This is a genomic window from Nakamurella leprariae (assembly GCF_016918035.1).
GTDB lineage: Bacteria > Actinomycetota > Actinomycetes > Mycobacteriales > Nakamurellaceae > Nakamurella > Nakamurella leprariae.
Genome location: NZ_JAERWK010000008.1, coordinates 416,146 through 439,777, shown reverse-complemented (window position 1 = coordinate 439,777; position 23,632 = coordinate 416,146). Strand labels below are relative to the sequence as shown.

20 protein-coding genes are annotated in these 23,632 nt (G+C 73.8%); 7 read left to right on the top strand and 13 right to left on the bottom strand.

Features of this window, described 5'->3' with window-relative positions; all coding sequences use genetic code 11:
• Positions 1–56 precede the first annotated feature (56 nt).
• Positions 57–1,097: an NAD(P)-dependent alcohol dehydrogenase gene (locus tag JL106_RS07315; RefSeq protein ID WP_205260007.1), complete on the top strand. Its 1,041-nt coding sequence runs from the start codon at positions 57–59 to the stop codon at positions 1,095–1,097.
• Between the two features lie 54 nt (positions 1,098–1,151).
• On the opposite strand, the gene JL106_RS07310 is transcribed toward JL106_RS07315, so the two are convergent.
• Positions 1,152–1,919 (bottom strand): glycerophosphodiester phosphodiesterase, encoded by a 768-nt coding sequence (locus tag JL106_RS07310; protein WP_205260006.1) that lies wholly within the window; start codon positions 1,917–1,919, stop codon positions 1,152–1,154.
• 272 nt (positions 1,920–2,191) lie between these two features.
• Here JL106_RS07310 and dxs point away from each other — a divergent pair, with 272 nt between their 5' ends.
• The 3 genes from dxs (at position 2,192) to JL106_RS07295 (ending at position 6,508) form a co-directional block, all read left to right on the top strand.
• Positions 2,192–4,237: a 1-deoxy-D-xylulose-5-phosphate synthase gene (gene dxs, locus JL106_RS07305; RefSeq protein WP_407940116.1), complete on the top strand. Its 2,046-nt coding sequence runs from the start codon at positions 2,192–2,194 to the stop codon at positions 4,235–4,237.
• 194 nt (positions 4,238–4,431) lie between these two features.
• The gene (locus JL106_RS07300; protein WP_205260004.1) at positions 4,432–5,169 is read left to right on the top strand and encodes a response regulator transcription factor; all 738 of its coding nucleotides are present in this window, start codon (positions 4,432–4,434) and stop codon (positions 5,167–5,169) included.
• Positions 5,153–6,508 carry a sensor histidine kinase gene (locus JL106_RS07295; RefSeq protein WP_328841661.1) on the top strand — a complete coding sequence of 452 codons (1,356 nt, stop codon included), beginning with the start codon at positions 5,153–5,155 and terminating at the stop codon, positions 6,506–6,508. The genes JL106_RS07300 and JL106_RS07295 overlap by 17 nt, the downstream gene beginning before the upstream one ends.
• Positions 6,509–6,533: 25 nt before the next feature.
• Here the strand turns inward: JL106_RS07295 and JL106_RS07290 are convergent, their stop codons facing one another.
• The gene (locus tag JL106_RS07290; protein WP_205260003.1) at positions 6,534–7,175 is read right to left on the bottom strand and encodes a TetR/AcrR family transcriptional regulator; all 642 of its coding nucleotides are present in this window, start codon (positions 7,173–7,175) and stop codon (positions 6,534–6,536) included.
• Positions 7,176–7,258: 83 nt separating this feature from the next.
• Complete coding sequence (locus tag JL106_RS07285) at positions 7,259–8,500, bottom strand: serine hydrolase domain-containing protein (protein WP_205260002.1); 1,242 nt, start codon at positions 8,498–8,500, stop codon at positions 7,259–7,261.
• A 194-nt stretch (positions 8,501–8,694) separates the two neighbouring features.
• Here JL106_RS07285 and JL106_RS07280 point away from each other — a divergent pair, with 194 nt between their 5' ends.
• Positions 8,695–9,858 carry an LLM class flavin-dependent oxidoreductase gene (locus JL106_RS07280; protein WP_205260001.1) on the top strand — a complete coding sequence of 388 codons (1,164 nt, stop codon included), beginning with the start codon at positions 8,695–8,697 and terminating at the stop codon, positions 9,856–9,858.
• Between the two features lie 146 nt (positions 9,859–10,004).
• Positions 10,005–11,714, top strand: coding sequence for an AMP-binding protein (locus JL106_RS07275; RefSeq protein WP_205260000.1), 1,710 nt, complete (start codon positions 10,005–10,007; stop codon positions 11,712–11,714).
• Between the two features lie 47 nt (positions 11,715–11,761).
• Here the strand turns inward: JL106_RS07275 and JL106_RS07270 are convergent, their stop codons facing one another.
• The 10 genes from JL106_RS07270 to JL106_RS07225 all read right to left on the bottom strand — a co-directional run bounded on the left by JL106_RS07270 (position 11,762) and on the right by JL106_RS07225 (position 22,428).
• Positions 11,762–13,915: a 3-hydroxyacyl-CoA dehydrogenase NAD-binding domain-containing protein gene (locus JL106_RS07270; RefSeq protein WP_205259999.1), complete on the bottom strand. Its 2,154-nt coding sequence runs from the start codon at positions 13,913–13,915 to the stop codon at positions 11,762–11,764.
• A 101-nt stretch (positions 13,916–14,016) separates the two neighbouring features.
• Positions 14,017–14,856 carry an SDR family oxidoreductase gene (locus JL106_RS07265; protein ID WP_205259998.1) on the bottom strand — a complete coding sequence of 280 codons (840 nt, stop codon included), beginning with the start codon at positions 14,854–14,856 and terminating at the stop codon, positions 14,017–14,019.
• Positions 14,857–14,872: 16 nt separating this feature from the next.
• A complete protein-coding gene (locus tag JL106_RS07260; RefSeq protein ID WP_205259997.1) occupies positions 14,873–15,070 on the bottom strand; it encodes a hypothetical protein in 198 nt (65 codons plus the stop codon).
• Positions 15,071–15,149: 79 nt separating this feature from the next.
• Positions 15,150–16,406 (bottom strand): thiolase family protein, encoded by a 1,257-nt coding sequence (locus JL106_RS07255; RefSeq protein ID WP_205259996.1) that lies wholly within the window; start codon positions 16,404–16,406, stop codon positions 15,150–15,152.
• A 180-nt stretch (positions 16,407–16,586) separates the two neighbouring features.
• Positions 16,587–17,822 carry an HRDC domain-containing protein gene (locus JL106_RS07250; RefSeq protein WP_205260088.1) on the bottom strand — a complete coding sequence of 412 codons (1,236 nt, stop codon included), beginning with the start codon at positions 17,820–17,822 and terminating at the stop codon, positions 16,587–16,589.
• Between the two features lie 29 nt (positions 17,823–17,851).
• A complete protein-coding gene (locus JL106_RS07245; RefSeq protein ID WP_205259995.1) occupies positions 17,852–18,565 on the bottom strand; it encodes a response regulator transcription factor in 714 nt (237 codons plus the stop codon).
• Between the two features lie 211 nt (positions 18,566–18,776).
• Positions 18,777–19,367 (bottom strand): DUF3000 domain-containing protein, encoded by a 591-nt coding sequence (locus JL106_RS07240; RefSeq protein ID WP_205259994.1) that lies wholly within the window; start codon positions 19,365–19,367, stop codon positions 18,777–18,779.
• Between the two features lie 120 nt (positions 19,368–19,487).
• Positions 19,488–19,901, bottom strand: a complete 414-nt coding sequence (msrB, locus tag JL106_RS07235) for a peptide-methionine (R)-S-oxide reductase MsrB (protein ID WP_205259993.1) — start codon at positions 19,899–19,901, stop codon at positions 19,488–19,490.
• Positions 19,902–19,948: 47 nt separating this feature from the next.
• The gene (locus JL106_RS07230; RefSeq protein WP_205259992.1) at positions 19,949–21,571 is read right to left on the bottom strand and encodes an alpha/beta fold hydrolase; all 1,623 of its coding nucleotides are present in this window, start codon (positions 21,569–21,571) and stop codon (positions 19,949–19,951) included.
• Positions 21,568–22,428: a pyrimidine reductase family protein gene (locus JL106_RS07225; protein WP_205259991.1), complete on the bottom strand. Its 861-nt coding sequence runs from the start codon at positions 22,426–22,428 to the stop codon at positions 21,568–21,570. Before JL106_RS07225 ends, JL106_RS07230 begins: the two co-directional genes overlap by 4 nt.
• Positions 22,429–22,580: 152 nt before the next feature.
• On the opposite strand from JL106_RS07225, the gene zapE reads away from it, so the two are divergent.
• Complete coding sequence (gene zapE / locus JL106_RS07220; RefSeq protein WP_236007065.1) at positions 22,581–23,603, top strand: cell division protein ZapE; 1,023 nt, start codon at positions 22,581–22,583, stop codon at positions 23,601–23,603.
• Positions 23,604–23,632 lie beyond the last annotated feature (29 nt).

Sequence of the window (23,632 nt, the reverse complement as noted above, 5' to 3'; positions counted from 1 at the left end):
GGTCACCGGTCACCGCATGCCACAGTGACCGTCCGACCAGGATGTGGAGGACGCCCGTGAGAGCGCTGCAGTACACCACCATCGGCGAAGCCCCGCGGGTCATGGAGGTGCCCGATCCCGATCCCGGTCCCGGGCAGGTGTTGCTCCAGGTCACCGCGGCCGGGGTGTGCCACTCGGACGAGTACGTGATGGGCCTGTCGGCCGAGCACTACACCATGGGGCTGCCGCTCACCCTGGGCCACGAGGGCGTCGGCGTGGTGGCCGCGCTCGGTGACGGCGCCACCGGGTTCGAGATCGGCGATGCGGTGGCGGTGTACGGGCCGTGGGGCTGTGGCACCTGCCGGCTGTGCGCGCAGGGCAAGGAGAACTACTGCCAGAACGCCGCCGTCCAGGGAATCCGGCCGCCCGGCCTGGGCTCGCCCGGATCGATGGCCGAGTACATGATCGTCGACAGCCCCAGGCACCTGGTGCCGCTGGGCGACCTGGACCCGGTCAAGAACGTCTCGCTCACCGATGCCGGCCTGACGCCGTACCACGCGATCAAGATCTCGCTGCCGAAGCTGGGCGCGGGCAGCACCGCGGTGTGCATCGGCACCGGTGGCCTGGGCCACGTCGGCATCCAGATCCTCAAGGCGATCAGCGGGGCGCAGGTCATCGCGCTCGACGTCGCCGACGACAAGCTGGAGCTCGCCCGCCACGTCGGCGCCGACCACGCCCTGCTGTCGAACGGCGACGCGCCCGCCGCGGTGCACGAGATCACCGGCGGCCGGGGCGCCGACGCGGTCTTCGACTTCGTCGGCATCCAGCCGACCGTCGAGCTGGCCGGCCGGATGGTGGGCACCGAGGGCGACGTCTCCATCGTCGGCATCGGCGGTGGCAAGCTGCCGGTCGGCTTCGCCGCCATCGCCTACGACGCCGCCGTGCGGGTGCCCTACTGGGGCTCGCGGCTGGAGCTGATGGAGGTGCTCGAGCTGGCTCGGCGCGGTCAGATCGGCGTGGAGACCGAGACCTTCTCGCTGGAAGAGGGACCGGAGGCGTACGAGCGGCTGCACGCCGGCAAGATCCGCGGCCGGGCCGTCATCCTGCCCAACGGCTGATCCGGCCGACGCTGGCCGGCCGGGTCCGCGCGCCTCACCCGCCGGCCCGGTCGGTCAACCCCGGTCGGCCAGCCAGCCGAGCAGCTCCGCCGGCCGGTTGGTGATGATCGCGTCGACACCGGCGTCGGTGAGCGCGGCCCAGTCCGCCGGGTCGTCGGCCGTCCACACCGCCACCGCCACGTCGGCCCGGTGCAGCTCGTCGAGAAGGTCCGGTCGGCGGGTCAGCCCGTCCAGCAGCGCCCGGTGGTCGGGGTTGTACGCGCACGCCCCGACCCGGGCGCAGGCGGCGACGGGGTCGTCGTCCAGCTCCTCGACCAGTAGCCCGAGCGGGCGGTGGGGATCCAGGTCGCGGACGTGGCCGAGCGCGGCCACCTCGAAGGACTGCACCAGCACGCGGTGGTCCTGCCCGGAGTCCCGGCACGCGCGCAGGACGGTCCGCACCTGCTGGCGGGTGTGCTCGCCCTTGATCTCCAGCAGCAGTCGCCGGGTCGGGGACAGCTCGGCCAGCAGGGCGGACAGCGGCGGGACCCCGGTGCCGGTGAACGCACCGTCCGGGAACCAGCGTCCGGCGTCCAGGGCGGCCACCTCGCGGGCCGACCGCCCGCGGACCGGTCCGCGGCCGTCGGTGGTCCGGTCCAGGTCCGGGTCGTGCAGCAGCACCGGGACGCCGTCCAGCGTCGGCTGCACGTCGGTCTCCACCCAGCCCGCACCGGCCGCCCACGCGGCCGCGAACGCCGGCATGGTGTTCTCCGGGGCGGCCGCGGACGCGCCACGGTGGGCGATGACCAGCGGGGCGGGGCCGGACCGGCGCAGGGGATTCATCGGGCTGCACTCTAGGACCTGCGTCCGGCAACGGGCCGTGGCGGGTCGACGTCCTGTCCGCGACCGGCGGTGACGGTCGCGCCCCACCGGGTGCGTCGGCGCCGCTGCGCGGGTTCGGCCCGGCTCCACCGGGTACCGTCGGATCCGGGCTGCCGGCCCCGCGCGAAGTGCGCCCGTCCCTGCGGACGGGTGCGTCGCGGAGCGCCGCGGCCCGCACCGGACCCCGGGCGGCGCGGGGACCCCGGACGCCGAACACGCCGCCACAGGAGGCTCTGGTGCAGCGGTCCGAAGTCGTCCCGGCCGGGACGGTCCTGAGCCGCATCGCGACGCCGGCCGATCTGCGGGCCCTGGGCCCGGACGAGTTGGACGCGCTGGCCGGAGAGATCCGTGACTTCCTGGTGCAGCAGGTCTCTCGTCGGGGTGGTCACCTCGGGCCGAACCTGGGCGTCGTCGAGCTCACCCTGGCCCTGCACCGGGTGTTCGACTCACCGTCGGACCCGGTGCTGTTCGACACCGGTCACCAGGCCTACGTGCACAAGATCGTCACCGGGCGGGCCGGTGACTTCGACCGGCTGCGCACCCGCGGTGGCCTGTCCGGGTACCCGAACCGGGCGGAGTCCCCGCACGACTGGATCGAGAACTCGCACGCCTCCACCTCGCTGTCCTACGCCGACGGCATGGCCAAGGCCTTCGCGCTGCGCGGCGAGCACGACCGCACCGTGGTGGCGGTGATCGGCGACGGCGCGCTCACCGGCGGGATGGCCTGGGAGGCGCTGAACAACATCGCCGCGGCCAAGGACCGGCCGGTGGTGGTGGTGCTCAACGACAACGGCCGTTCCTACGCACCGACCATCGGCGGGATGGCGCAGAAGATGGCCGCGCTGCGGCTGCGGCCCGGGTACGAGCAGATGCTCGCCCAGGTCAAGGCCACGGTGGAGCGCACCCCGGTGGTGGGCCCGCCGCTGTACTCCGGGCTGCACGCGGCCAAGACGGCGGTCAAGGACTGGCTGCTGCCGCCGGCGATGTTCTCCGACCTGGGCCTGAAGTACGTCGGGCCGATCGACGGGCACGACATCGCCGGCCTGGAACTGGCGCTGAGCCAGGCCAGGGGTTTCCGGGGGCCGGTGCTGGTGCACGTGCTCACCGACAAGGGCCGCGGGTACGCCCCGGCCGAGCAGGACGACGCCGAGCTGATGCACTCGCCGCCGGCTTTCGACCCGGCGACCGGGCAGCCGGTGGCCGCGGCCAGCACCACCTGGACGCAGGTCTTCGGCCGGGAGCTGGTCCGGATCGGCACGGTGCGCCCGGACGTGGTGGCCATCACCGCGGCCATGGCCGGCCCGACCGGGCTGCAACCGTTCGGCCGCGCCTTCGGTGATCGGCTGTTCGACGTCGGCATCGCCGAGCAGCACGCCGTGGCCTCGGCCGCCGGCCTGGCGCTGGGCGGCATGCATCCGGTCGTGGCGGTGTACGCCACCTTCCTGAACCGGGCCTTCGACCAGTTGTTGCTGGACGCGGCCATGCACCGGCTGCCGGTGACCGTGGTGCTGGACCGGGCCGGGGTGACCGGCGAGGACGGCCCCAGCCACCACGGCATGTGGGACCTGTCGCTGGCCGCGATGGTGCCCGGCCTGCGCGTCGCCGCTCCCCGCGACGCGGTCAGCCTGGCCGCCGAGCTGGACGAGGCGGTCGCCGTGCAGGACGGTCCGACCCTGCTGCGGTTCCCCAAGGGGGCCGTGCCCGCTCCGGTGCTGGCGGTCCGCCGCATCCCGCCGACCGGGATCGACGCTGGGTTCGACGCCGAGACCGGCGCCGAGACCGCCCCCGCCGGCGCCGCCGCGGATGGGGAGCTCGGCCCGTTCGGCGCGATCGACGTGCTGGCCGAGCCCGGCCCCGACCGGGCGGCCGAGGTGCTGCTGGTCGCGGTGGGCGCGTTCGGCGCCACCGCGGTCGAGGTCGCGGAACGGCTGGCAGCCCAGGGCATCAGCGTCCGGGCGGTCGATCCGCGCTGGGTGCTGCCGGTGCCGGCCGCGCTGGTCGAGCTGGCCCGCGGGCACCGGCTGGTGGTCACCCTGGAGGACGGCGGTCGGTCCGGCGGCGTGGGCGCCGCGGTGGCCGACGCGCTGGCCGGGACCGGTGTCCCGGTGCGGATCCTCGGGTTGCCGCAACAGTTCCTGGAGCCGGCGCCGCGGGCAGAGCTGCTGCGGGACCTGGGGCTGTCGGCCCAGGCGATCGCGCGTGGCATCACCGAGCAGATCGCCGGGCTCACCGAGTCCACCGGCGGGACCGCCAAGCGGGTGGCGGCCGACGCCGGGTGATGTGCCGGCGGTGATCACGTGCTGATCGCCGGTTGATCACCGTGCCGTCGCCGCCCACCGTTCCGGTGGCCGACCCGCTCGTCCGGGTCGACGGCGCGCCGTGGACCCGAGATATCGTGACCACACGAACACGGGGCGTAGGGGAACGGTCGGGCGAACGCCCGGTCGGTGCGGTCCGGGCGGGAGGTCGAGCGGTGCGGGTACTGGTGGTGGAGGACGCGCAGCGGCTGGCGGACGCCATCGCCCGCGGGTTGCGGGCCGAGGGCATGGCCGTCGACGTCGCCTACGACGGCACGACCGGGCACGAGAAGACGACGCACACCCGGTACGACGTCGTGGTGCTGGACCGGGACCTGCCGGGCATGCACGGCGACGAGGTGCTGGCCGAGCTGGTCGCCGCGGGCGGGGTCACCCGGGTGCTCATGCTCACCGCCTCGGCCGGGGTCGAGGAACGGGTCGACGGCCTGGCCCTGGGTGCCGACGACTACCTGACCAAGCCGTTCGCGTTCCCCGAGCTGGTGGCCCGGGTCCGCGCGCTCGGGCGTCGGGCGACTCCGGCCGTGCCGCCCGTCCTGCGGGCCGGGGACCTGGAGGTCGACTCGGCCAAGCGGTCGGTGGCCCGGGCCGGACGGTCGGTCGAGCTGACCCGCAAGGAGTTCGGGGTGCTCGAGGTGCTGCTGGCCGCCGGCGGCTCGGTCGTCTCGAGCGAGGAACTGCTGGAACGGGTCTGGGACGAGAACGCCGATCCGTTCACCACCACCGTGCGGGTCACCGTGATGACGCTGCGGCGCAAGCTCGGCGACCCGGGCGTCATCGACACCGTCGTGGGCGCCGGGTACCGGATCAGACTCACCGCCCCCGATCCCGCCGGTGATGCGGCCGCTGGAGACGACGAGCCTGCCGCGGCGGGAACCGGTGACGACCGCGGCTGAGCGGGAGCCGGTGGCCGTCATCGGGTTCCGTCCGGCCCGGTGGTGGGACCGCCCGCTGCGGGCGGTGGTGCACGCGGTGGGGCCGTCCGGGCCCTCGCTGCGAGCCCGGCTCACCGGGCTGAGCACGGCGCTGCTGGCCCTGATCGGGGCGCTGCTGCTGGCGCTGGCCTACCTGCTGGTCGGCCAGGTGGTGGCGGCGCTGCCGCAGTTCCCGCCGGGCACCCTGGTCCAGGTCGAGGGCCAGGTCGTCGAGTCGACCCAGGCCGCCGCCATGCTGGTCGACGAGGGTCGCCGCAGCCTGCTGCTGGTCGGCTCGATCGCGTTCCCGGCCTTGGTCGTGGTGGGCGCGGTGATGGCCTGGGTGCTCATCGGCCGGGCGCTGCGGCCGCTGTCGGAGCTGACCCGCACGTCCCAGGAGCTGTCCGAGTCCTCGCTCGACCGGCGCATCCGCCTGGCCGGGCCGCGGGACGAGGTGGCCGTACTGGCCGACACCTTCGACGAGATGCTGGACCGGCTGCAGGCGGCGTTCGAGGCCGAGCGCCGCTTCGTGGCCAACGCCTCGCACGAGCTGCGCACCCCGCTGGCCGTGATCCGCACCGAGATCGACGTGACGCTGGCCGATCCCGGCGCCGATGCCACCGTGCTGCGCGAGATGGCCGAGGTGGTGCGGGAAGCCACCGACAGCGCCGACCGACTGCTGTCGTCGCTGCTGCTGCTCGCCCGGACCCAGGCCCGGGGGCTGCGCCGCGTCGCGGACGCCGACCTGGCCCTGCTGGTCCCGGCCGCGGTGCGTGCGGTGGACGGCGAGATCCGCGATCGGGACGTGCAGGTCGAACTGCAGCTGGACCCGGCGGCGGTGTCCGGTGATCCCGAGCTGCTGCAGCGACTGGTCGGCAACCTGGTCGAGAACGCCGTCCGGCACAACGTTCCCGGCGGCTGGCTGCGGGTCGTGACCGGTCGAGGTGCCGGGCCGGCCAGTGGGACGGCCAGTGCGACGGCCAGTGGGACGGCCAGTGGGACGAACGGGTCATCGGTCGGTGCGGAACTGGTGGTCGCGTCCTCCGGACCCGAGGTTCCGCCGGAGACGGTGACGCAGCTGTTCGAGCCGTTCCGGCAGGGTGGCCGGGCCCGGACCGGGCACGGTGGCAGCGGTCTGGGTCTGTCCATCGTGCAGGCGGTGGTGGGTGCGCACGGCGGCACGGTCGTGGCGGCGGCGACGCCCGGCGGGGGGCTGACGGTGACGGTGACCCTGCCGCCAGAGCCGCCGCGGCGGGCCGAGGGGGCGGCACCGGACCCGGGAGCGGCCGCCGGATCAACGGCCGGTGCGCTGCTGGGCTGAGTCGGTCGGGGTCGGTCGGGGTCGGTCAGGGCCGGTCGGGGTCACGGCCGAGCCGCAGCCCGGCCGTCCACAGGTCGAGCAGGATGCCGGTGATGGTGACCCGGTCGACCGGCCAGACGCCGTTCAGCCAGCCCATGGCGATGTCGGTCAGTTCGACGATGAGCACCGACAGCCGCAGTCGGGCCTCGTGCTGCCCGGCCTCGTCCCAGCCACCCAGGTACGCGACCATCACCTCGGCGAACTGCTCGTTCTGCACCGCCTGGAACCGGGCCAGGCTGGGTTCGCTGGCCAGCGCCTGCCGCCACACCTCCAGCACCTCGCGGTGACGCTCGTAGAAGGTCAGGGCGTCGTCCAGCCAGTCCCGCAGCCGCGGTTGGGTCGGCGGCCACATCGCATCGAGACGCCGGTAGAACTCGGTCGTCTCGGCCACGATCTGATCGCTGATGAGCGCGACGGCGGTGTCCGCCTTCTTCTCGAAGTGCAGGTAGAAGGTGGCCCGGCTGGCGCCGGCGTTGGTGGCGATCTGCTCGATCGTGGTGTGGCCGTACCCGTGCTCCAGGAACAGCTCCGCGGCGCTGTCCAGCAGCAACCGGGCGGTCGCCTCCTTCTGCGCCTCCCGGATCGAGGGGCGCACCGCGCTCCGGGCCGACCGGGTGGGCTGCGTCACCCCAGCAGCATAGGCACGGCCGGGTGGTCGGCCCGGCGCCCGCAGCGGCGCCGGGCCGACGGACTGACTCCCGTCCAGGACGCTCAGCCCAGGCTGTCCCGCACCGCGGCGACCAGGGCCGCGCTGCGCAGTTCGACCGGGTTGGCGCCGAGCAGGTTCTGCGCGTACCCGAAGCCCACCCTGGCGTCGACGTCGGCGAAGGCCAGCGCCCCACCGGCCCCGGTGTGCCCGAACGAGGCGTCGCTGAGCATCGCCATCCCGTCGTGGTGCAGCATGAAGCCGGTCCCGAACCGGGTGGGGCTCATCAGCACCTGATCCGCCCCGAACACCAGCTCGGTGCGCGCCCGGTCCACCACGTCCGGGTCGAGCAGCCGGATCCCGTCCACCTCGGCGACGCAGGCGCCGTACAACCGGGCCAGCGACCGGCCGTTGGTGATGCCGCTCGCAGCCGGCAGCGCCGTGGCCCGCACCCGAGGGTCGTTCCAGGCGGCGGCGTCCGGTGTGGGCAGCGCCCCGTTCGTCGACAGCACCCGGGCGAACAGCGACTCCGGGTCGGCGATGATCTCCCGGAACTTCAGCATCGCCTCCTGGGCCGCGGGATCCATGGCCGCGAACAGGGCTGGGTCCGGGACCCCGTCGACCAGGGTGGCGACGTCGGCGCCGGCGTCCGACGGCAGTCCCACCCACAGCGTCAGGCCCAGCGGCTCGGCCAGCAGCTCCTGGACCAGCTCGCCGAACTCCCGCCCGGTGGCCCGGCGCACCAGCTCGGCGACCAGCCAGCCGAACGTCAGCGCGTGGTAGCCGTGCGCCGTGCCGGGCTCCCAGAGCGGCGGCTGGGCGGCGAGCGCCTCGGCCACCGAGTGCCCGTCGAGCAACTGCTCGAGGCTGAGCCGGGTGTCCACCGCGGGCAGCCCGACCTGGTGGGAGACGAGCTGACGCACCGTCACCCGGCCCTTGCCCTGCTGCGCGAACTCCGGCCAGTACTCGGCGACGGGGGCGTCCAGGTCCAGGGTGCCGCGCTGGGCCAGCACGTGCAGCAGGACCGAGCTGATGCCCTTGGTCACCGAGTACACCAGCGTGGTCGTGTCCCGCTGCCAGGCCCGGCCGGTGGCCGGGTCGGCCACGCCGCCCCACAGGTCGACCACGGTGCGGCCGTCCACCACCACCCCGACGGAGGCGCCGACCTCCCCGCGCGAGGCGAAGTTCTCCTCGAAGGCGGCGCGCACCGCCTCGAACCCGGGCGCGGTGAAGCCCTCGATCGTGGGCTCGGCTCCCGTCGTCCCGGTCGGTGCGGCGGTCGCCTGACCGGTCGTGCCAGCGGACATGTTCGTCTCCAGTCGTCGTTGAAGGGAGAGCGGGCAGAACTGCGGCTGCAATTCCTGCGGAATCGGTCCAGTGGCGACGATCCGGCGCGGAAATGCGCCAGTCCATTGACTTGACCCGAGTCTCGCCGAGATCCTACTGTGACCATCACCACTCGGCAACGGGGCCGGGTCGGTCGGCCTGCCGGGAGGCTCGCATGCGCTGTGGCATCACGCTGTTCATCCAGGGCTATCAGGACTGGGACCGCTACGAAGCCGCCGAGAAGGGCGAGGACGCCCCGCCGATCGATCCGGAGCTGGACCGCAAGCGGTTCACCGAGGAGCTCGACTCCGCCCTCAAGCTCGAGGATCTCGGCTACGACTCGATCTGGACCGTCGAGCACCACGTCAGTCCGTACACGATGGTCACCAACCCGATCCAGCTGCTCACCTACCTGGCCGGAGCGACCAGCCGGGTCGACCTCGGGACGATGGTCACGGTCGTGCCCTGGCACCACCCGGTGCGGATCGCCGAGGACATCTCGATGCTGCAGTACGTGCTCCGCGGCCGGCAGCCGTTCATCGGATTCGGCCGGGGCGCGGCTCGCCGGGAATTCGGCCAGCTCGGGTTCGACATGAACGAGTCGAAGCAGCGTTTCGCCGAGGGCGTGGAGATCATCAAACTGGCGCTCACCCAGGAGCGGTTCTCCTACGACGGCGAGATCCACCATTTCCAGGACGTCACGCTGCGGCCGCGGCCGCTCGATCCGCAGACGCTGATCGACAACCTGTGCTTCTCCTGGGGCTCGCCGACCTCGGCGCCGGTCGGCGCCCGGCTCGGGCTGCGGCCGCTGGTCATCCCGCAGAAGCCGTGGGACCAGTACCACGACGACCTGGCCGAGTTCGCCCGGGCCCGGGCCGAGGTGGGCCTACCGGCGGTGAACCCGAAGATCCACATGTGCGTGTACGTGGGGGAGACCGAGGAACAGGCGCGGGAGAACGCATCTCGCTTCATCCCGGAGTACGCCGACAGCGCCACCCGCAACTACGAGACGTACAGCGACCACTTCGCCACCACCAAGGGCTACGAGCACTACGCGTCGGTGGCCCGGACGGTCGCCTCCAAGGAGGTCATGTCCAAGGCGATGGGGGAGAGCTACCTGGCCAACCACGTGTGGGGCACGCCCGACCAGTGCGTGGCCAAGCTGCGCACCATCGCGGAGCAGTTCCATCCGGACGAGTTCATGATGGTCATGCGGTACGGCAACATGCCGCAGGACGTGGCCGAGGCCAGCACCGAGCTGTTCGCCCGCGAGGTGCTCCCGGCCGTGCACGAGATGCCGGTCGGCGAGCCGATCGAGTACCTGGCCGCGACCGGCTGAGCGGCGCTCCCGGTGGTGGGTCCGGGGGGGGGGGGGGGGGGGGGGGCGGGGGGGGGGGGGGGGCGCCGCGGGGGGGCCCGGGCCCCCCCCCGCCCGTGGTCCCCGTCGTGCGGTGTGCCCGTCCCGAGCCGTCCAGGAGGAGACCAGTGTCCGACGAGAGCGCGACCGACCAGTACCGGCGGGCCCGAGATCTGTTGCTGCAGTTGCGGTCCGATCATGCTTCCGCCGTGGAGCAGTTCCGTTGGCCGCGGTTCACCGGCCGCTTCAACTGGGCGGTCGACTGGTTCGACGCGAATGCGCGCGGCAACGACGCCGCGGCGCTGTGGATCGTCGAGGAGGACGGACGGGCGGCGTCGTACTCGTTCGACGAGATGGCCCGCCGTTCCGACCAGGTCGCCGATCTGCTCGAGGCGCGCGGGATCGGCACGGGCGACCGGGTGCTGCTGATGCTCGGCAACCAGGTCGAGCTGTGGGAGAGCATGCTGGCCATCGCCAAGCTCGGTGCGGTCATCATGCCCACCGCGACCACCCTCGGCCCGGCCGATCTGGCCGACCGGTTGGAACGGGCGCGGTTCGCCGGGGTGGTGGTGAACGAGGCCGACGCCTGGCGGTTCGACGACATCCCCGGCGACTACCTGCGGGTCACCGTGGGTGGGGCGCCGCGCCCCGGGTGGGTGTCCTACGCCGAGGTGGACACCCAGCCGGGCACGATCCGGTCCGCCGTCACCGACGTCGATGATCCGCTGCTGGTCTACTTCACCTCGGGCACCACCAACAAGCCGAAGCTGGTGGAGCACAACCAGACCAGCTACCCGGTCGGTCACCTGTCGACCATGTACTGGCTGGGACTGCAGCCGGGTGACGTGCACCTGAACATCTCCTCACCGGGCTGGGCCAAGCACGCCTGGAGCTGCTTCTTCGCCCCGTGGATCGCGCAGGCGACGATCTACGTGTACAACTACGCCCGGTTCGACGCGCCGGCCCTGCTGGACCGGATCCGGGCCGACGGCGTCACGACGTTCTGTGCGCCGCCGACGGTCTGGCGGATGCTGATCCAGGCGGACCTGTCCGGCGGAGCCGGCTCGATCCGCGAGGTGTGCGCGGCGGGCGAGCCGCTCAACCCCGAGGTCATCGCCCAGGTGCAGCAGCACTGGGGGCTCACCATCCGGGACGGGTTCGGGCAGACCGAGACGTCGGTGCAGATTGCGAACACCCCTGGCCAGCCGGTGAAGTCGGGCTCGATGGGGCGGCCGCTGCCCGGGGTGCCGGCGGTGCTGGTCGATCCGGTCACCGGCGAGCTCGGCGACGAGGGTGAGATCTGCCTCGACCTCTCGGCCCGGCCGGTCGGCCTGATGGTCGGGTACACCGGCGATCCGGAGCTGAACGAGGCCGCGATGGCCGGGGGCTATTACCACACCGGCGATGTCGCGTCCCGGGACGCCGACGGGGTGATCACCTACATCGGCCGCACCGACGACGTGTTCAAGGCGTCGGACTACAAGATCAGCCCGTTCGAGCTGGAGAGCGTGCTGCTGGAGCATCCGGCCGTGGCCGAGGCCGCCGTGGTGCCGGCCCCGGACCCGGTGCGGATGGCCGTGCCCAAGGCGTTCGTGGTGTTGACCGCCGGCTGGGAGCCCACCGAGGAGACGGCGGAGCAGATCCTGGCCTATGCCCGGGAGCACCTGGCCCCGTTCCTGCGGGTGCGCCGGCTGGAGTTCGCGGCGCTGCCCAAGACCATCTCGGGCAAGATCCGGCGGGTCGAGCTGCGGGAGCTGGAGGAACAGCGGTTCCGCGACCAGGCCGCCGACGTGCCCGAGTTCCGGGACGACCGGCTGCGCGCCCAGGCCGGGAGCTGAGACCGGGACCTGGGTTCCGGTGCCCTGCTCGGGGCACCAGGCCCCACTCAGGCCTGCGGCACGCTGGCCACGCCCGGCGGGTTGAACCGCCGGCCGGTGACCCGCTCGGAGACGCCCTGGGCGTCCAGGTACGGCGTGATGCCGCCCAGCCAGACCGGGAACCCGGCGCCGGTGATCAGGCCGAGATCGATGTCGGCGGCGTCGGCCACGACCTGCTCGTCGAGCATGAGCCGCGCCTCGCGGGCCAGCGCCTCGAGCGTCCGGGTGCGCACCTGCTCCTCGGTGGACGGCGCGTCGCCCGACTCGACGAGCGCGGCGATCTCCGGCAGCAGCACCGGCCGGCCATCAGGGCCCGGGGCGACCAGGGTGCGGTGACCACCGGCCACGATCCGCCGCAGGAACCCGGACACTCCGAACCGGTCCGGCCACGCCCCGTGCAGCACCTCCTGCACGTGCAGGGCCACCGCCGGCCCGACCAGCTGGATCAGCTCGATCGGCGACATGGGCAGGCCGAGCGGGTGCAGCGCCCGGTCGGCCACCGCGGGGTCGGTGCCCTCGTCGATGGTGGCCAGCACCTCGCCCATCATCAGCAGCAGCAGCCGATTCACCACGAAGCCGAAGGCATCGGCGCTGATGACCGGCCCCTTGCGCAGTTCTTTGGCCAGGCTCAATGCGGTGGCGACCGTGCTGTCCGAAGTGGTGCCGGTCCGGACCACTTCGACCAGCGGCATGGCCGCGATCGGGTTGAAGAAGTGGAAGCCGACCAGTCGCTCCGGGTGCTGCAGCACCTCACCCATCGCAGTGATCGACAGCGACGAGGTGTTGGTGGCGAGCACCGCGTCCGGGCTGACCACCGGCTCGAGCGTGGCGAGCACCTGCTGCTTGGCCTGCAGCTGCTCGAACACCGCCTCGATGACGAAGTCGGCGTCGGCGAAGGCCTGGTGGTCCAGCGACCCGGTGATCAGGGCGGTGACCCGCTGTGCCTGGGTCTGTGACATCCGGCCCTTGGCGGCGTTCTGGGCGATCTGTTCGTGCACGGCGCCCACGCCCCGGTCCAGCCGTTCCTGGTCGACGTCGGTCATCACCACCGGAACGTGCAGGCGCTGCGCGAACAGGACGGCCATCTGCCCGGCCATCAGGCCGGCGCCGACGACGCCGACCTTGGTGATCGGGCGGGCGCCCCTCGGGTCGGGTGCGCCGGCGGGCTTGCGGGCCCGGCGCTGGGTCAGGTCGAACGAGTACAACCCGGCCCGGAAGGTCGGGGACATGACCAGGTCGGCCAGCGCCTCTGCCTCGGCGTGCAGCCCGGCGTCCAGGTCCAGGGTGCGGGACGCCTCGATGAGCTCCAGCGCCCGGTACGGCGCCGGGGTGGCGCCCTTGGTGCGGGCGTCGGCCACGGCCCGACCGCGGCCCAGCGCCGCCGCCCAGGCCGCGTCGTCGGCGCCGGCGTACTCGGTCCGGGGCACCGGGACGCTGCCGTCCAGCACTCCGGCCGCCCAGGCCAGCGACTGCTCCAGGAAGTCGGCCGCGTCCAGCACGGCGTCGGCGATGCCCAGCGCGCCGGCGTCCTTGGCCTTGAGCGTGCGGTTGTTGGCCAGGGAGTGCTCGATGATGACCGTGATCGCGGCGTCCGGCCCGATCAGCCGGGGCAGCAGCTGGGTGCCGCCCCAGCCCGGCAGGATGCCCAGGAACACCTCCGGCAAGCCCAGGGCGGGGGCGTTGGCGGCCACCGTGCGGTAGTGGCAGTGCAGCGCGATCTCCAGCCCGCCGCCCAGGGCCAGCCCGTTCACGAACGCGAACGTCGGCACCGGGGAGTCGTGCAACCGGCGGAAGACGGTCTGCCCGGCGCGGCCGACGGCCAGCGCGGTGTCACGGTCGGCGATCGAGCCGATCAGGCTGAGATCGGCCCCGGCCAGGAACTGGAACGGCTTGCCGGTGATGGCGACGGCGGCGGGTCCGGCGGCGAACGCCTCGTCCAGCGCGGCGTCCAGGGCGGCCAGACCCCCCGGTCCCATGCTGTTCGGTCGACGCTCGTCCTGACCGTTGTCCAGCGTGATGAGCGCGACCCGGCCGGTCACTCCGGGAACGTCGACGAGCTGCAGGTGTGCGCTCGTCACGACCTCACGGGAGCCGGCCAACGCCGCCAGACGCGGGTCGGCTGGGCTGACCGCTGGGCTGACCGAACTGTCAGAGGTGCTCATGGGTGATGACTCCCGGGAGGTCGGACCGAACGGCTGGGACTCGAGTTCCGGTCATTCAATCAGCGAGCGGTCGTTCACCCCATCGCCCCGGGAGCGATCGGTCACCGGCCGGGGCGCAGGACGGCGCGACCGTCCGCGCTCACCAGCCATTCGTCGAACGTCTGGGTGCCGCGCGGTCCCGGCCCGGTGGGCAGCTGGCCGTCGCCGGCCATGGCCCGGCCCACGGCGCCGGGCAACCGGACGGCGAGCACGAGACGCCGGCGCCGGATGGGTCGGAGCCCGCGCTCCCCCGTGCCTCGCTCGCGCGACTCCTCCTCGCCCTGTGCCGCCACCACTCGGCGCATCAGGTCGGGCATCTCGAGCACCTCGGGGCCGGCCAGGTCGGGTGCCCGGCCGACCGGCGCGCCGAGCGCCAGATGGACCAGTGCGACCGCCACCTCGCGGGCGGCGATGGGCTGGCTGCGCATCCGCGGGGCGATGGCGACCGGACCGCTCACCCGCTCCAGCATCTGCACCGGGAACTCGTGGAACTGGGTGGCCCGCAGCACCGAGGTCGGCACCGGCCCGGCCAGCGCCACCTGCTCCTGGTGCTCCTTGCCCTGGTAGTAGCCGTGGCCCACCCGGTCCACCCCGACGATCGAGAGCAGCACGTGGTGCCGGACGCCGACCCGGTGGCCCTCCTGCTGCAGCCGGCGGGTGACGCCCTCGAAGAACGCGACGGCCTTGTCGCGGTTCATGGTGGTGATGTTGGTGACGTCGATGACCGCGTCGACGCCGTCCAGCGCACCGGACAGGCCACTGCCGGTGCTCAGGTCGACGCCCCTGGAGCGGGCCAGCACGACCGGCTGCGCGCCCGCCGCTCGCACCGCGTCCACCACCATCGCGCCGATCAGCCCGGTGCCGCCGGCCACCGCGATCCTGGTCCCTGCTGCTGCGTCCATGCTGGTCACTCCCTGGTCAGTCGTGCGGGTCGCGTCGTCCGCGCCGATCCGATGACGGCGCGTCGGGGGAGGATGTGACGGCTCTGCGGTGTGGGTCCGGCCACAGCAGGCCGGTGGCCAGCAGGACCGTGCCGCCGAGGGAGACCACCATGCCGATCTGGTCCACCGCCGGGAACGGCGCCACGTGCTGCAGATGGAACAGCAGTCGTGCCATGCCCTCCTGACGCCGCACCGGGTGTCGAGGTGACACCCGGCCCGAGGCCCCTCCGGATGTCCGTCCCGGTCGGGTTGCTTCAGGCGCCGGTCCAGTGCGGGTTCTCCCAGATGACGGTGCCACCCATGCCCAGGCCCACGCACATGGTGGTCAGCCCGTACCGGATGTCCGGACGCTCCTCGAACTGCCGGGCCAACTGGGTCATCAGCCGCACGCCGGACGAGGCCAGCGGGTGGCCGACCGCGATCGCCCCGCCGTAGGGGTTGACCCGCGGATCGTCGTCGGCCAGCCCGAAGTGCTGCGTGAAGGCCAGCACCTGCACCGCGAAGGCCTCGTTGATCTCGATGGCGCCGATGTCGTCCATGGTGAGACCTGTGCGGGCGAAAGCCTTCTCGGTGGCCGGGATGGGGCCGGTGCCCATCACCTCGGGGGCCACCCCGGCGAACGCGAAGCCGACCATCCGCATCCGCATCGGCAGACCGAGCTCGGCCGCGACGTCGGCCGCGACCAGGAGGCAGCCGGTGGCGCCGTCGGTCAGCCCGGAGGCGTTGCCGGCGGTGACCCGTCCGTGCGGACGGAACGGGGTGCGCAGCCCGGCCAGCGCCTCCACCGTCGTGCCCGGCCGGGCCGGCTCGTCGGTGGTGGCCAGTCCCCAGCCGTGGTCGGTCCGGGTGGCCACCGGCACCAGGTCGGCCGTGATCCTGCCCGCGGCCAGCGCGTCGGCGTACTTGGCCTGGCTGGCCGCGGCGAACGCGTCGGCCCGCTCCCGGGTCAGGCTCGGGTCGGCGTCGTGCAGGTTCTCTGCCGTCGCGCCCATGACCAGGGCAGCCGGGTCGACCAGCCGGTCGGCCACGAACCGCGGGTTCGGATCGGCGCCCTGCCCCATCGGGTGGTGACCCATGTGCTCGACGCCGCCGGCGATGGCCACGTCGTAGGCGCCGACCGCGATGCCTGAGGCGACCGTGGTGACCGCGGTCATCGCCCCGGCGCACATCCGGTCGATGGCGAACCCGGGCACCGACCGGGGCAACCCGGCCAGCAGCGCCGCGGTCCGGCCGATGGTCAGACCCTGGTCACCGGTCTGGGTGGCAGCGGCGATGGCCACCTCGTCGACCCGGGCCGGCGGCAGCTCGGGGTGTCGGCGCAGCAGCTCGCGGATCACCTTGACGACCAGGTCGTCGGCCCGGGTGCCGGCGTAGTGGCCCCGCTCGGTGGCCCGTCCGAACGGCGTACGGACGCCCTCGACGAAGACGACGTCGTGCAGGGTCCGGGCCGGAACGGGAGGCGGTGCGACGGTGTCATCCGTGGCGGCGGCAGGAGCGGACGGAGGTGTCATGGCTGCCTTCCCCCGGGCAGCCCTGCCCGGAGTGACGAGTCGGCGGACCTCCGGTGGCTGAGCCGGACGTCCCTGGTGGAGCGACGCACGGGATCAGGACGGCGCGGTCAGGCTACCAGTGGGCTACTGGCCAGTAACCAGTCCGGCCAGGGCCACCGGTGGACGGCGAGTGGGATCGACTCAGGACCGGGCGGCCAGGGCGGCGTGCACCACCGGCGCGGTGAGCTCCACCTGCCACGGTCGGGCGCCGCGCTCGGCCAGTGCCGCCGCGACCGCGGCCACGCCGCTGTCCGCCGGCGGCTGCCACAGCACCCGACGCAGCAGGTCGGGCGCCAGCAGGTTCTCGACCGGGACCTGCACCCGCTCGGACAGTTCGGTCATCGCCGCCCGGGCGGCGGTCAGCCGGGCCGCAGCCGCCGGGTCCTTGGCCGACCACTTGGCCGGGGCCGGCGGTCCGTCACCGGCCGCGCGCACATCGGGCAGCTCGGACGCCGGCGCGGTGCGGCCGGCGGTGATGGCGCCCAGCCAGTAGGGAGCCGACCGTCGCTGCATGCGGCCGGCGAACACCGGCAGGCCGACCAGTTCCGCCTCGGTGGCGGGGGCGGCGGACGCGGCGGCGACGATGGCGCTGTCCGGCAGGACCCGGTGCGGCGCCAGGTCGCGGCGCCGGGCCAGGTCGTCCCGGGCCCGCCAGAGCTCGCGGATGATGGCCAGCGTGCGCCGGTCCCGGACCTTGTGGATGCCCGAGGTGCGGCGCCACGGGTCGACCCGGGGCGCCGGCGGCTCGGCGGCGACGATGGCCGCGAACTCCTGCCGGGCCCACTCCAACTTGCCCTGCGCCTGCAGCAGCTCGGCCATCGCGTCGCGCAGCTCGACGAGCACCTCGACGTCCAGGGCCGCGTAGGTCAGCCACTCCTGCGGCAGCGGTCGCGTCGACCAGTCGGCGGCGCCGTGCCCCTTGCTCAGCTGCAGTCCGAGCATCCGCTCGACCAACGGTCCGAGTCCGACCCGGGGCAACCCGGCCAGCCGGCCGGCGAGCTCGGTGTCGAACAGGGTCCGCGGCCGCAGCCCCAGCTCGGCCAGGCAGGCCAGGTCCTGGTTGGCCGCGTGCAGCACCCACTCGCTCCCGGCCAGCACGTCGTCCAGGATGGACAGGTCGCCCAGCGGGATCGGATCGAACAGCGCGGTGCCGACGTCGGGGCGCCGCAGTTGGACCAGGTACGCCCGGGCGGTGTACCGGTAGCCCGAGGCCCGTTCCGCATCCAGCGCGACCGGGTCGGTGCCGCCGGCCAGGCGGTCCCGCCAGGCGTGCAGCTCGACCGGGTCGACCACGGGGGTGACGTCCCCGTCGCGTGGGGCGAGCAACGGGACGGCGACGGGTGCTTCGGGTCGGGCCTGGTCGTCGGCGTCCGGGATCGGGACGCCGGACGCCTCGGCCGACTGGGTCAGGAGATCACTCCGGCGCGCATGGCCAGGGCGACCATGTGGGCGCGGTCGCCGGTGCCGAGCTTGCGGCCGATGCGGGCGAGGTGGCTCTTGACGGTCAGCGCCGACAACGACAGTTTGTCGCCGATCCACTTGTTCGAGCGCCCGTCGGCCACCAGCCGGATGACCTCGATCTCCCGGCTGGACAGGTCGTGGATCGAACTGGGGATCGACGCGGCCGCCGGATTGGCCCGACGGCCGATGAGCACGCCGGTCACCCCGGCGCCCACCGCGTCGATCACCGGGCCGATGTCGGCCGTGGGGGCCAGCGCCAGCACGCGGGTCCACCCGGCCGCGCGCAGCAGCGCGACCATCCGGGCGGTGTCGGTGGAGAACAGCAGGCTGACCAGGGCCAGGTCGCCGCCGCCGGGCACGTGCTCGCCGACGTGCTCGACCTCCTCGACGGTGGTCAGCTCGGTGACCCGACCCACGCCGATCTCGGACAGCGAGGTCCGCAGCGACTCACGGGTGGCCCGGTCGGGGTCGACGAGCAGCACGCGGGCACCGGCCAGCGGTGAGGCGCCGGTCGGGCCGTCGAGCGGCTGGCGAGGCGCCGGCAGCAGTCCGCTGGGCAGCGCGCCGCCCAGTGCCGTGACCACCGACGAACGGTCGGCGGTGTCGTACCGCCCGGCAGACTCGACGAAGGGGTCGAGACCGGACGACGGAGTCGTCATCGAGCGTCCTCCTCCTGGGATCCGGCGCACCGGACCGTGTGGATGCGGTCGTGATCGTGGCGCGGTGGACGGTCGTCCGGCCCGTCGCGTCACGGTGTGTCTGGTTCGCGAGGGGACGCCGATCGGGGTGCGGTGCGGCGGCGGCTCGTCGGTGACCGTGAGTTCGTTCCCGTCACGGAAACCGGATCACGGCCTGACCAAGAGTAACGGATCAGCGTGCGTTCGAGGGAGCCGCTTGACCGATGGTGGTGACGCCTTCGGGTGGTAGACCCGCTGCCGTGGCCAACATTGCCGCGAATGCGCGCAGATGCGCCCCGGTGGGGCCGTCCGGAGTCCACGAAGCGCGAACTTCCAGATCGTTGACTCGTTGCGGTCCGGCAATGTCACCGAATCGTGTGGAGGCCGTTGCGGTCACGGTGCCCCCCAAGGCGTGGTGGTCGGCGTCCGCGTCGGCCAGCGCATCGGTCAGCCAGCTCCACGCGACCTCCGGCAGCAGCGGGTCCGCCGCGATCTCCGCGTCCAGCTCGCAGGTCGCGAACACCACGATGCGCAACGTGCCGGCCCAGGCGTCGTGACCGTTGGGGTCGTGCAGCAGGATCAGCCGACCGGACGCGATCTCGGCGTCACTGCCGGGCGCGCTGCCGGGCGGCCGGACGGTCGCGGACACGGCGTGCGACCACGGGGCCAGCCGGGCCGGTGCGGGCAGCGGCCCGAGGTGCACCTCGTGCCGCACGGCCGCGCGCCGCAGCCCGGAGACGGCGTGTTGGAAGGTCGCCGGCCCCACTGATGAAGCGGTCGCCATGGCGCGACAGTACGACCGGCCTGCGACATCGGCTCCGAACCACGCCGGGGAAGTCCATCGGACGGGTGGCGCGGCCACGGCCGGGTGACAGCGCCGTCCGGCGCGGCGTGCGCCGGTGGGTCAGTCGGCGGTGGTCTGCAGCCGCAGGGCGACCGAGTTGATGCAGTACCGCAGATCGGTCGGAGTGGGGTAGCCCTCGCCGGCGAACACATGGCCCAGGTGCGAGTCGCAGGACGCGCACCGGACCTCGGTGCGGACCATGCCCAGCGACCGGTCCTCGATGAGGATGACGTGGTCCTCGGCCGTCGGCTGGTAGAAGCTCGGCCAGCCGCAGTGCGAGGCGAACTTCGTGTCCGAGCGGAAGAGCTCGGCGCCGCAGGCCCGGCAAGAGTAGACGCCGGTGGTCTTCGTGTCGGTGTACTCGCCCGTGTAGGGCCGCTCGGTGGCGCCCTCGCGGAGCACCGCGTACTCGAGCGGACCGAGTTCCTGACGCCACTGCTCGTCGGTCTTGACGATCTTGCTCGAGCTGGTCATACGGCCCACCGTACGCGCGGCGCCGGGGTTCGGCCCGGGTGCACGGATCACGGCGGGCAGACGGTGCGGTCGGGCGGCAGGTGTCCGTCGGTCAGGTAGGCGTCGACCGCGGCGCTCACGCAGCCCGATACGGGGTAACTGCCGTGCTGCGCCGACCGCCAGGTGACCAGGACCGACGAGGGCAACTGCCGGGCGACGGCCTGGACGCCCACCGCCGGCGCGACCGGATCGTCGGCCGCGGCCAGCACCAGGATCGGTGCCGCGCCGGCGACGCTGAATCCGGTGAGGGCCCGCTCGGCCGCCGGCCAGGTCGAGCACAGCGCGACGAGTCCCACGCTGAACGCCCCGAACAGCGGGGCCTCGGCGCGCATCTGCTGGGCGGCCGGCGCGAGCTGGGCGGCCGGCAGCCGGTCCGCGGTGTCGTTGCAGGCGTAGAGCAGCCGGCCGGTCATCAGGGTGGCCGCCGCGTCACCGCCCAGCCGGTCCTGCAGCAGCGACCGCACCACGCCCGCCGGAGCCCGGGTGGGGGTCCCCGCCGACACGGCGTCGGCCAGCGCGCCCACGGCCGCGGCCAGCTCTGGCCACCCGGCCGGCTCGCCCAGTGAGAGCAACAGCGTGAGCAGCACGGTGCCGCCGGTGACCGACCCGACACTGCCGCGGACGCCACCGGTCTCCTCGAGCCCAGCGACCAGTTCGGTGATGCGGCCGCGCGGATCCGGGCCGAGCGGGCAGTCCGGGCCGGTCGTGCAGGCGGCGGCGAAGTCGTCGAACGCGGCTTCCGCCGCCCGGGCCCGGTCCGCGGCCCGGCCGGTCGGTCCGACCGACGGATCGAACGGTGCGTCCAGCACCGCCGCGGTCACCCGGTCCGGGGTCCGGTCGATGACCAGCCCGGCCAGCGTTGCGCCGAACCCGCGGCCGAGCAGGGTCAGCTCGGGCAGGCCCAGGGCCACCCGGACGGTCTCCAGATCACCCGCCGCGGCCGCAGAGTCGACCAGGGACAGGGTGCCACCGACGATCTCACTGCAGTCGAAGGTGAGGTCCCGGGCCAGCCGGTCGAGGCGGGTGGCGCCCGCACCGGACGTCGGGTCGGCGGCCAGCGTGCTGAGGGTGTCGACCGACTCGTCGGCCACGCAGTCCACGCCGTCGGACCGGCCGGTGCCGACCAGGTCGGGCACCACCACGGCGTACCGCCCGCGGACGTCCTCGGTCAGTCCCGCGGCGACGGTCGCCACCTGGTCGCCGGCCGGCCGGCCGGGCTCGTCGGGCAGCACGATGAGCGGGACCGCGTCCTCGGGCAGCTCGGCCGTGCGGGCCCGGGTCAGCTGCATCCGCGCGACGATCGAACTGCCGCCCAGGCTCGACCGTTCCACCGGCACCTGGGCGCAGTCGACCCGGAAGGTCAGCCCGGTGCCGGGGTCGATCTCGGGGACCCGCTCCGGGCACTCCTGCCAGCGGACGGTCGGCGCCGGTACCACCCCCGTGCCCGGGGCGGCGGTGCCGGAACCGCCCGTGCCGCCGGTCGGCGCGCCCCAGGTGGCCAGAGCCGGTCGGTCGGACGGCCCGGCGGTACAGCCGGCCAGCACGGAGAGCACGGAGAGCACGGCCAGCGTGGAGAGCACGGTCAGCGCCGCCCGGGCTCCGGGTGTCCGGCGGGGCCGGGCGGAGGTCACTCGGCCGCTCCCGGTCCGTGCTCGCGCCGGTAGCGCAGGAACAGCAGGTCGTCCTCGTCGTGCCGGTCCCGCAGCTGCCACCGCCGGCTGCCCGGAGCCGGGACGGCGTCCGCGGGCAGCAGGCGCTCACCGCCCGGGCCGGCCAGCAGCGGCGCCACCGTCAGGCAGAGCTCGTCGAGCAGATCGGCGGCGAGCAGGCCGGCCAGCAGTGCGGGCCCACCCTCGCAGGAGATGCGGTGCAGCCCGAGCCCGGCCAGCGCCACGATGACGGCGGTCAGGTCGACCCGGTCGGTGCCGGCGACCAGGACCCGGGCACCGCTGTCCGCAGGCACGGACGCGGCGGCCGCGTCGGTGGTCACGATGATCGGCGGGGTGACCGTGTCGGTGAACACCGGCGAGTCCGCGGGCAGGCCGCGCCCGGTGACCACGGCCAGCGGCGGCGGGATGACGCCGAGCCCCCACCGGGCCCGGCGGCGGGCCCGGGTGTCGTTCAGTCGGATGCCGCCGTAGTGCTCAGCCCGTGCCGTGCCCGATCCGACCAGCACCACGTCGGCCAGGTCGCGCAGCAGCGTGAACCGGCGCTCGTCGGCCGGTCCGCCCAGCCCCCCGGAGCGGCCGTCCAGCGTGGCCATGCCGTCGAGCGAGACGATCATGGTGGCCCGGACCACCGGCTGCTGGGTCACCCGGGCCGGCCAGCGGTACCAGTGGGCCAGGCCGTCGTCGTCGAAGCGGGGTCGGTCCCGCGCCGGGTCGGGTGCATGGCGCCGGTGGTGCGGGTGGTGGCCGGTTCCGGTGCCGACCGATCCGTCGGTGGGCGTCGTGGTCGGCGGCGGTGGTACCCGCTCGTGTGGCAGCACCCGGTCATCATCCCGGACCGTGCCGGATGCCGGTCGGGGTCGGCCCGGGCCGCGTGATGCTGCTCACCAGCGCGCCGTGCGCTGCGGTGGTGGCCGCGTCGGCGGGTCCGTCCGGGCGCGTCGGCTCTCTAGGCTCGGCCCTCGTGACCGACCTGACCGCCCCGGTGCTGCGCCTCGTCGACCGCGACCCGGTGGTGAGCCCGGACGAGCTCGTCGCCGCGCTGGTGCCCCCGCCGCGGTTCGCCGACGTGCGCTTCAGCACCTACCGTCCGGCGCCCGACGAACCGTCCCAGGCCCGGGCGCTGCACGAGCTGGCCGCGTTCGCCCAGCACATCAGCGACCGTGCCCAGAAGCCGGCCCGCAAGGGGCTGTTCCGTCGGGCCGCGGCACCGGCCGAGGGTCGCGGCGTCTACCTCGACGGCGGTTTCGGTGTGGGCAAGACCCACCTGCTCGCCTCGCTCTGGCACCAGGTGCCGGGGCCCAAGGCCTACGGCACCTTCGTCGAGTACACCCAGCTGGTCGGCGCGCTCGGGTTCGCCGAGACGGTCCGTCGGCTCTCCGGGCACACCCTGCTCGCCGTCGACGAGTTCGAACTGGACGACCCGGGCGACACCATGGTGATGACCCGGTTGCTCGGCGCGTTGGCCGACGCCGGGGTACACCTGGCCGCCACCTCGAACACGCTGCCGGACAAGCTGGGGGAGGGCCGGTTCGCGGCCGAGGACTTCCGCCGCGAGATCCACGCGCTGTCCGCGCGGTTCGACACCATCCGGGTGGACGGGCCGGACTACCGGCACGCCGGGCTGGCCGCCGCCCCGGCCCCGTCGACCGACGACGAGGTGCGGCGCCGCGCCGCGGCCGACCCGGCCGGCACGCTCGACGACTTCGCCGATCTGTCGGTCCGGCTCGCCGCGCTGCACCCGTCCCGGTACGGGCGCCTGGTCGACGGTGTCACGGGCGCCCACCTGCTCGGGGTGCGGTCGATCACCGACCAGTCGGTGGGCCTGCGCTGGGTGGTGCTCATCGACCGCCTCTACGACCGGTCCATCCCGGTGATCGCGTCCGGTGACCCGCTGGACGCGCTGTTCACCGAGGAGCTGCTGCGCAGCGGCTACCGGAAGAAGTACCTGCGCGCGACGTCCCGAGTCCTGGCCCTGGCCCGCGACGCGGGCTGACCGCCCCGACCGGCCGCGGGGCTCCGCCT

Bases quoted from the DNA above. Each gene is read 5' to 3' on its own strand.
- JL106_RS07265 (WP_205259998.1), bottom strand. From the start codon at position 14,856: ATGGACGCAGCAGCAGGGACCAGGATCGCGGTGGCCGGCGGCACCGGG.
- JL106_RS07240 (WP_205259994.1), bottom strand. From the start codon at position 19,367: ATGGCGACCGCTTCATCAGTGGGGCCGGCGACCTTCCAACACGCCGTC.
- JL106_RS07310 (WP_205260006.1), bottom strand. From the start codon at position 1,919: ATGAATCCCCTGCGCCGGTCCGGCCCCGCCCCGCTGGTCATCGCCCAC.
- msrB (WP_205259993.1), bottom strand. From the start codon at position 19,901: ATGACCAGCTCGAGCAAGATCGTCAAGACCGACGAGCAGTGGCGTCAG.
- JL106_RS07280 (WP_205260001.1), top strand. From the start codon at position 8,695: ATGCGCTGTGGCATCACGCTGTTCATCCAGGGCTATCAGGACTGGGAC.
- JL106_RS07245 (WP_205259995.1), bottom strand. From the start codon at position 18,565: ATGACGACTCCGTCGTCCGGTCTCGACCCCTTCGTCGAGTCTGCCGGG.
- JL106_RS07270 (WP_205259999.1), bottom strand. From the start codon at position 13,915: ATGAGCACCTCTGACAGTTCGGTCAGCCCAGCGGTCAGCCCAGCCGAC.
- JL106_RS07255 (WP_205259996.1), bottom strand. From the start codon at position 16,406: ATGACACCTCCGTCCGCTCCTGCCGCCGCCACGGATGACACCGTCGCA.
- JL106_RS07260 (WP_205259997.1), bottom strand. From the start codon at position 15,070: ATGGCACGACTGCTGTTCCATCTGCAGCACGTGGCGCCGTTCCCGGCG.
- JL106_RS07285 (WP_205260002.1), bottom strand. From the start codon at position 8,500: ATGTCCGCTGGCACGACCGGTCAGGCGACCGCCGCACCGACCGGGACG.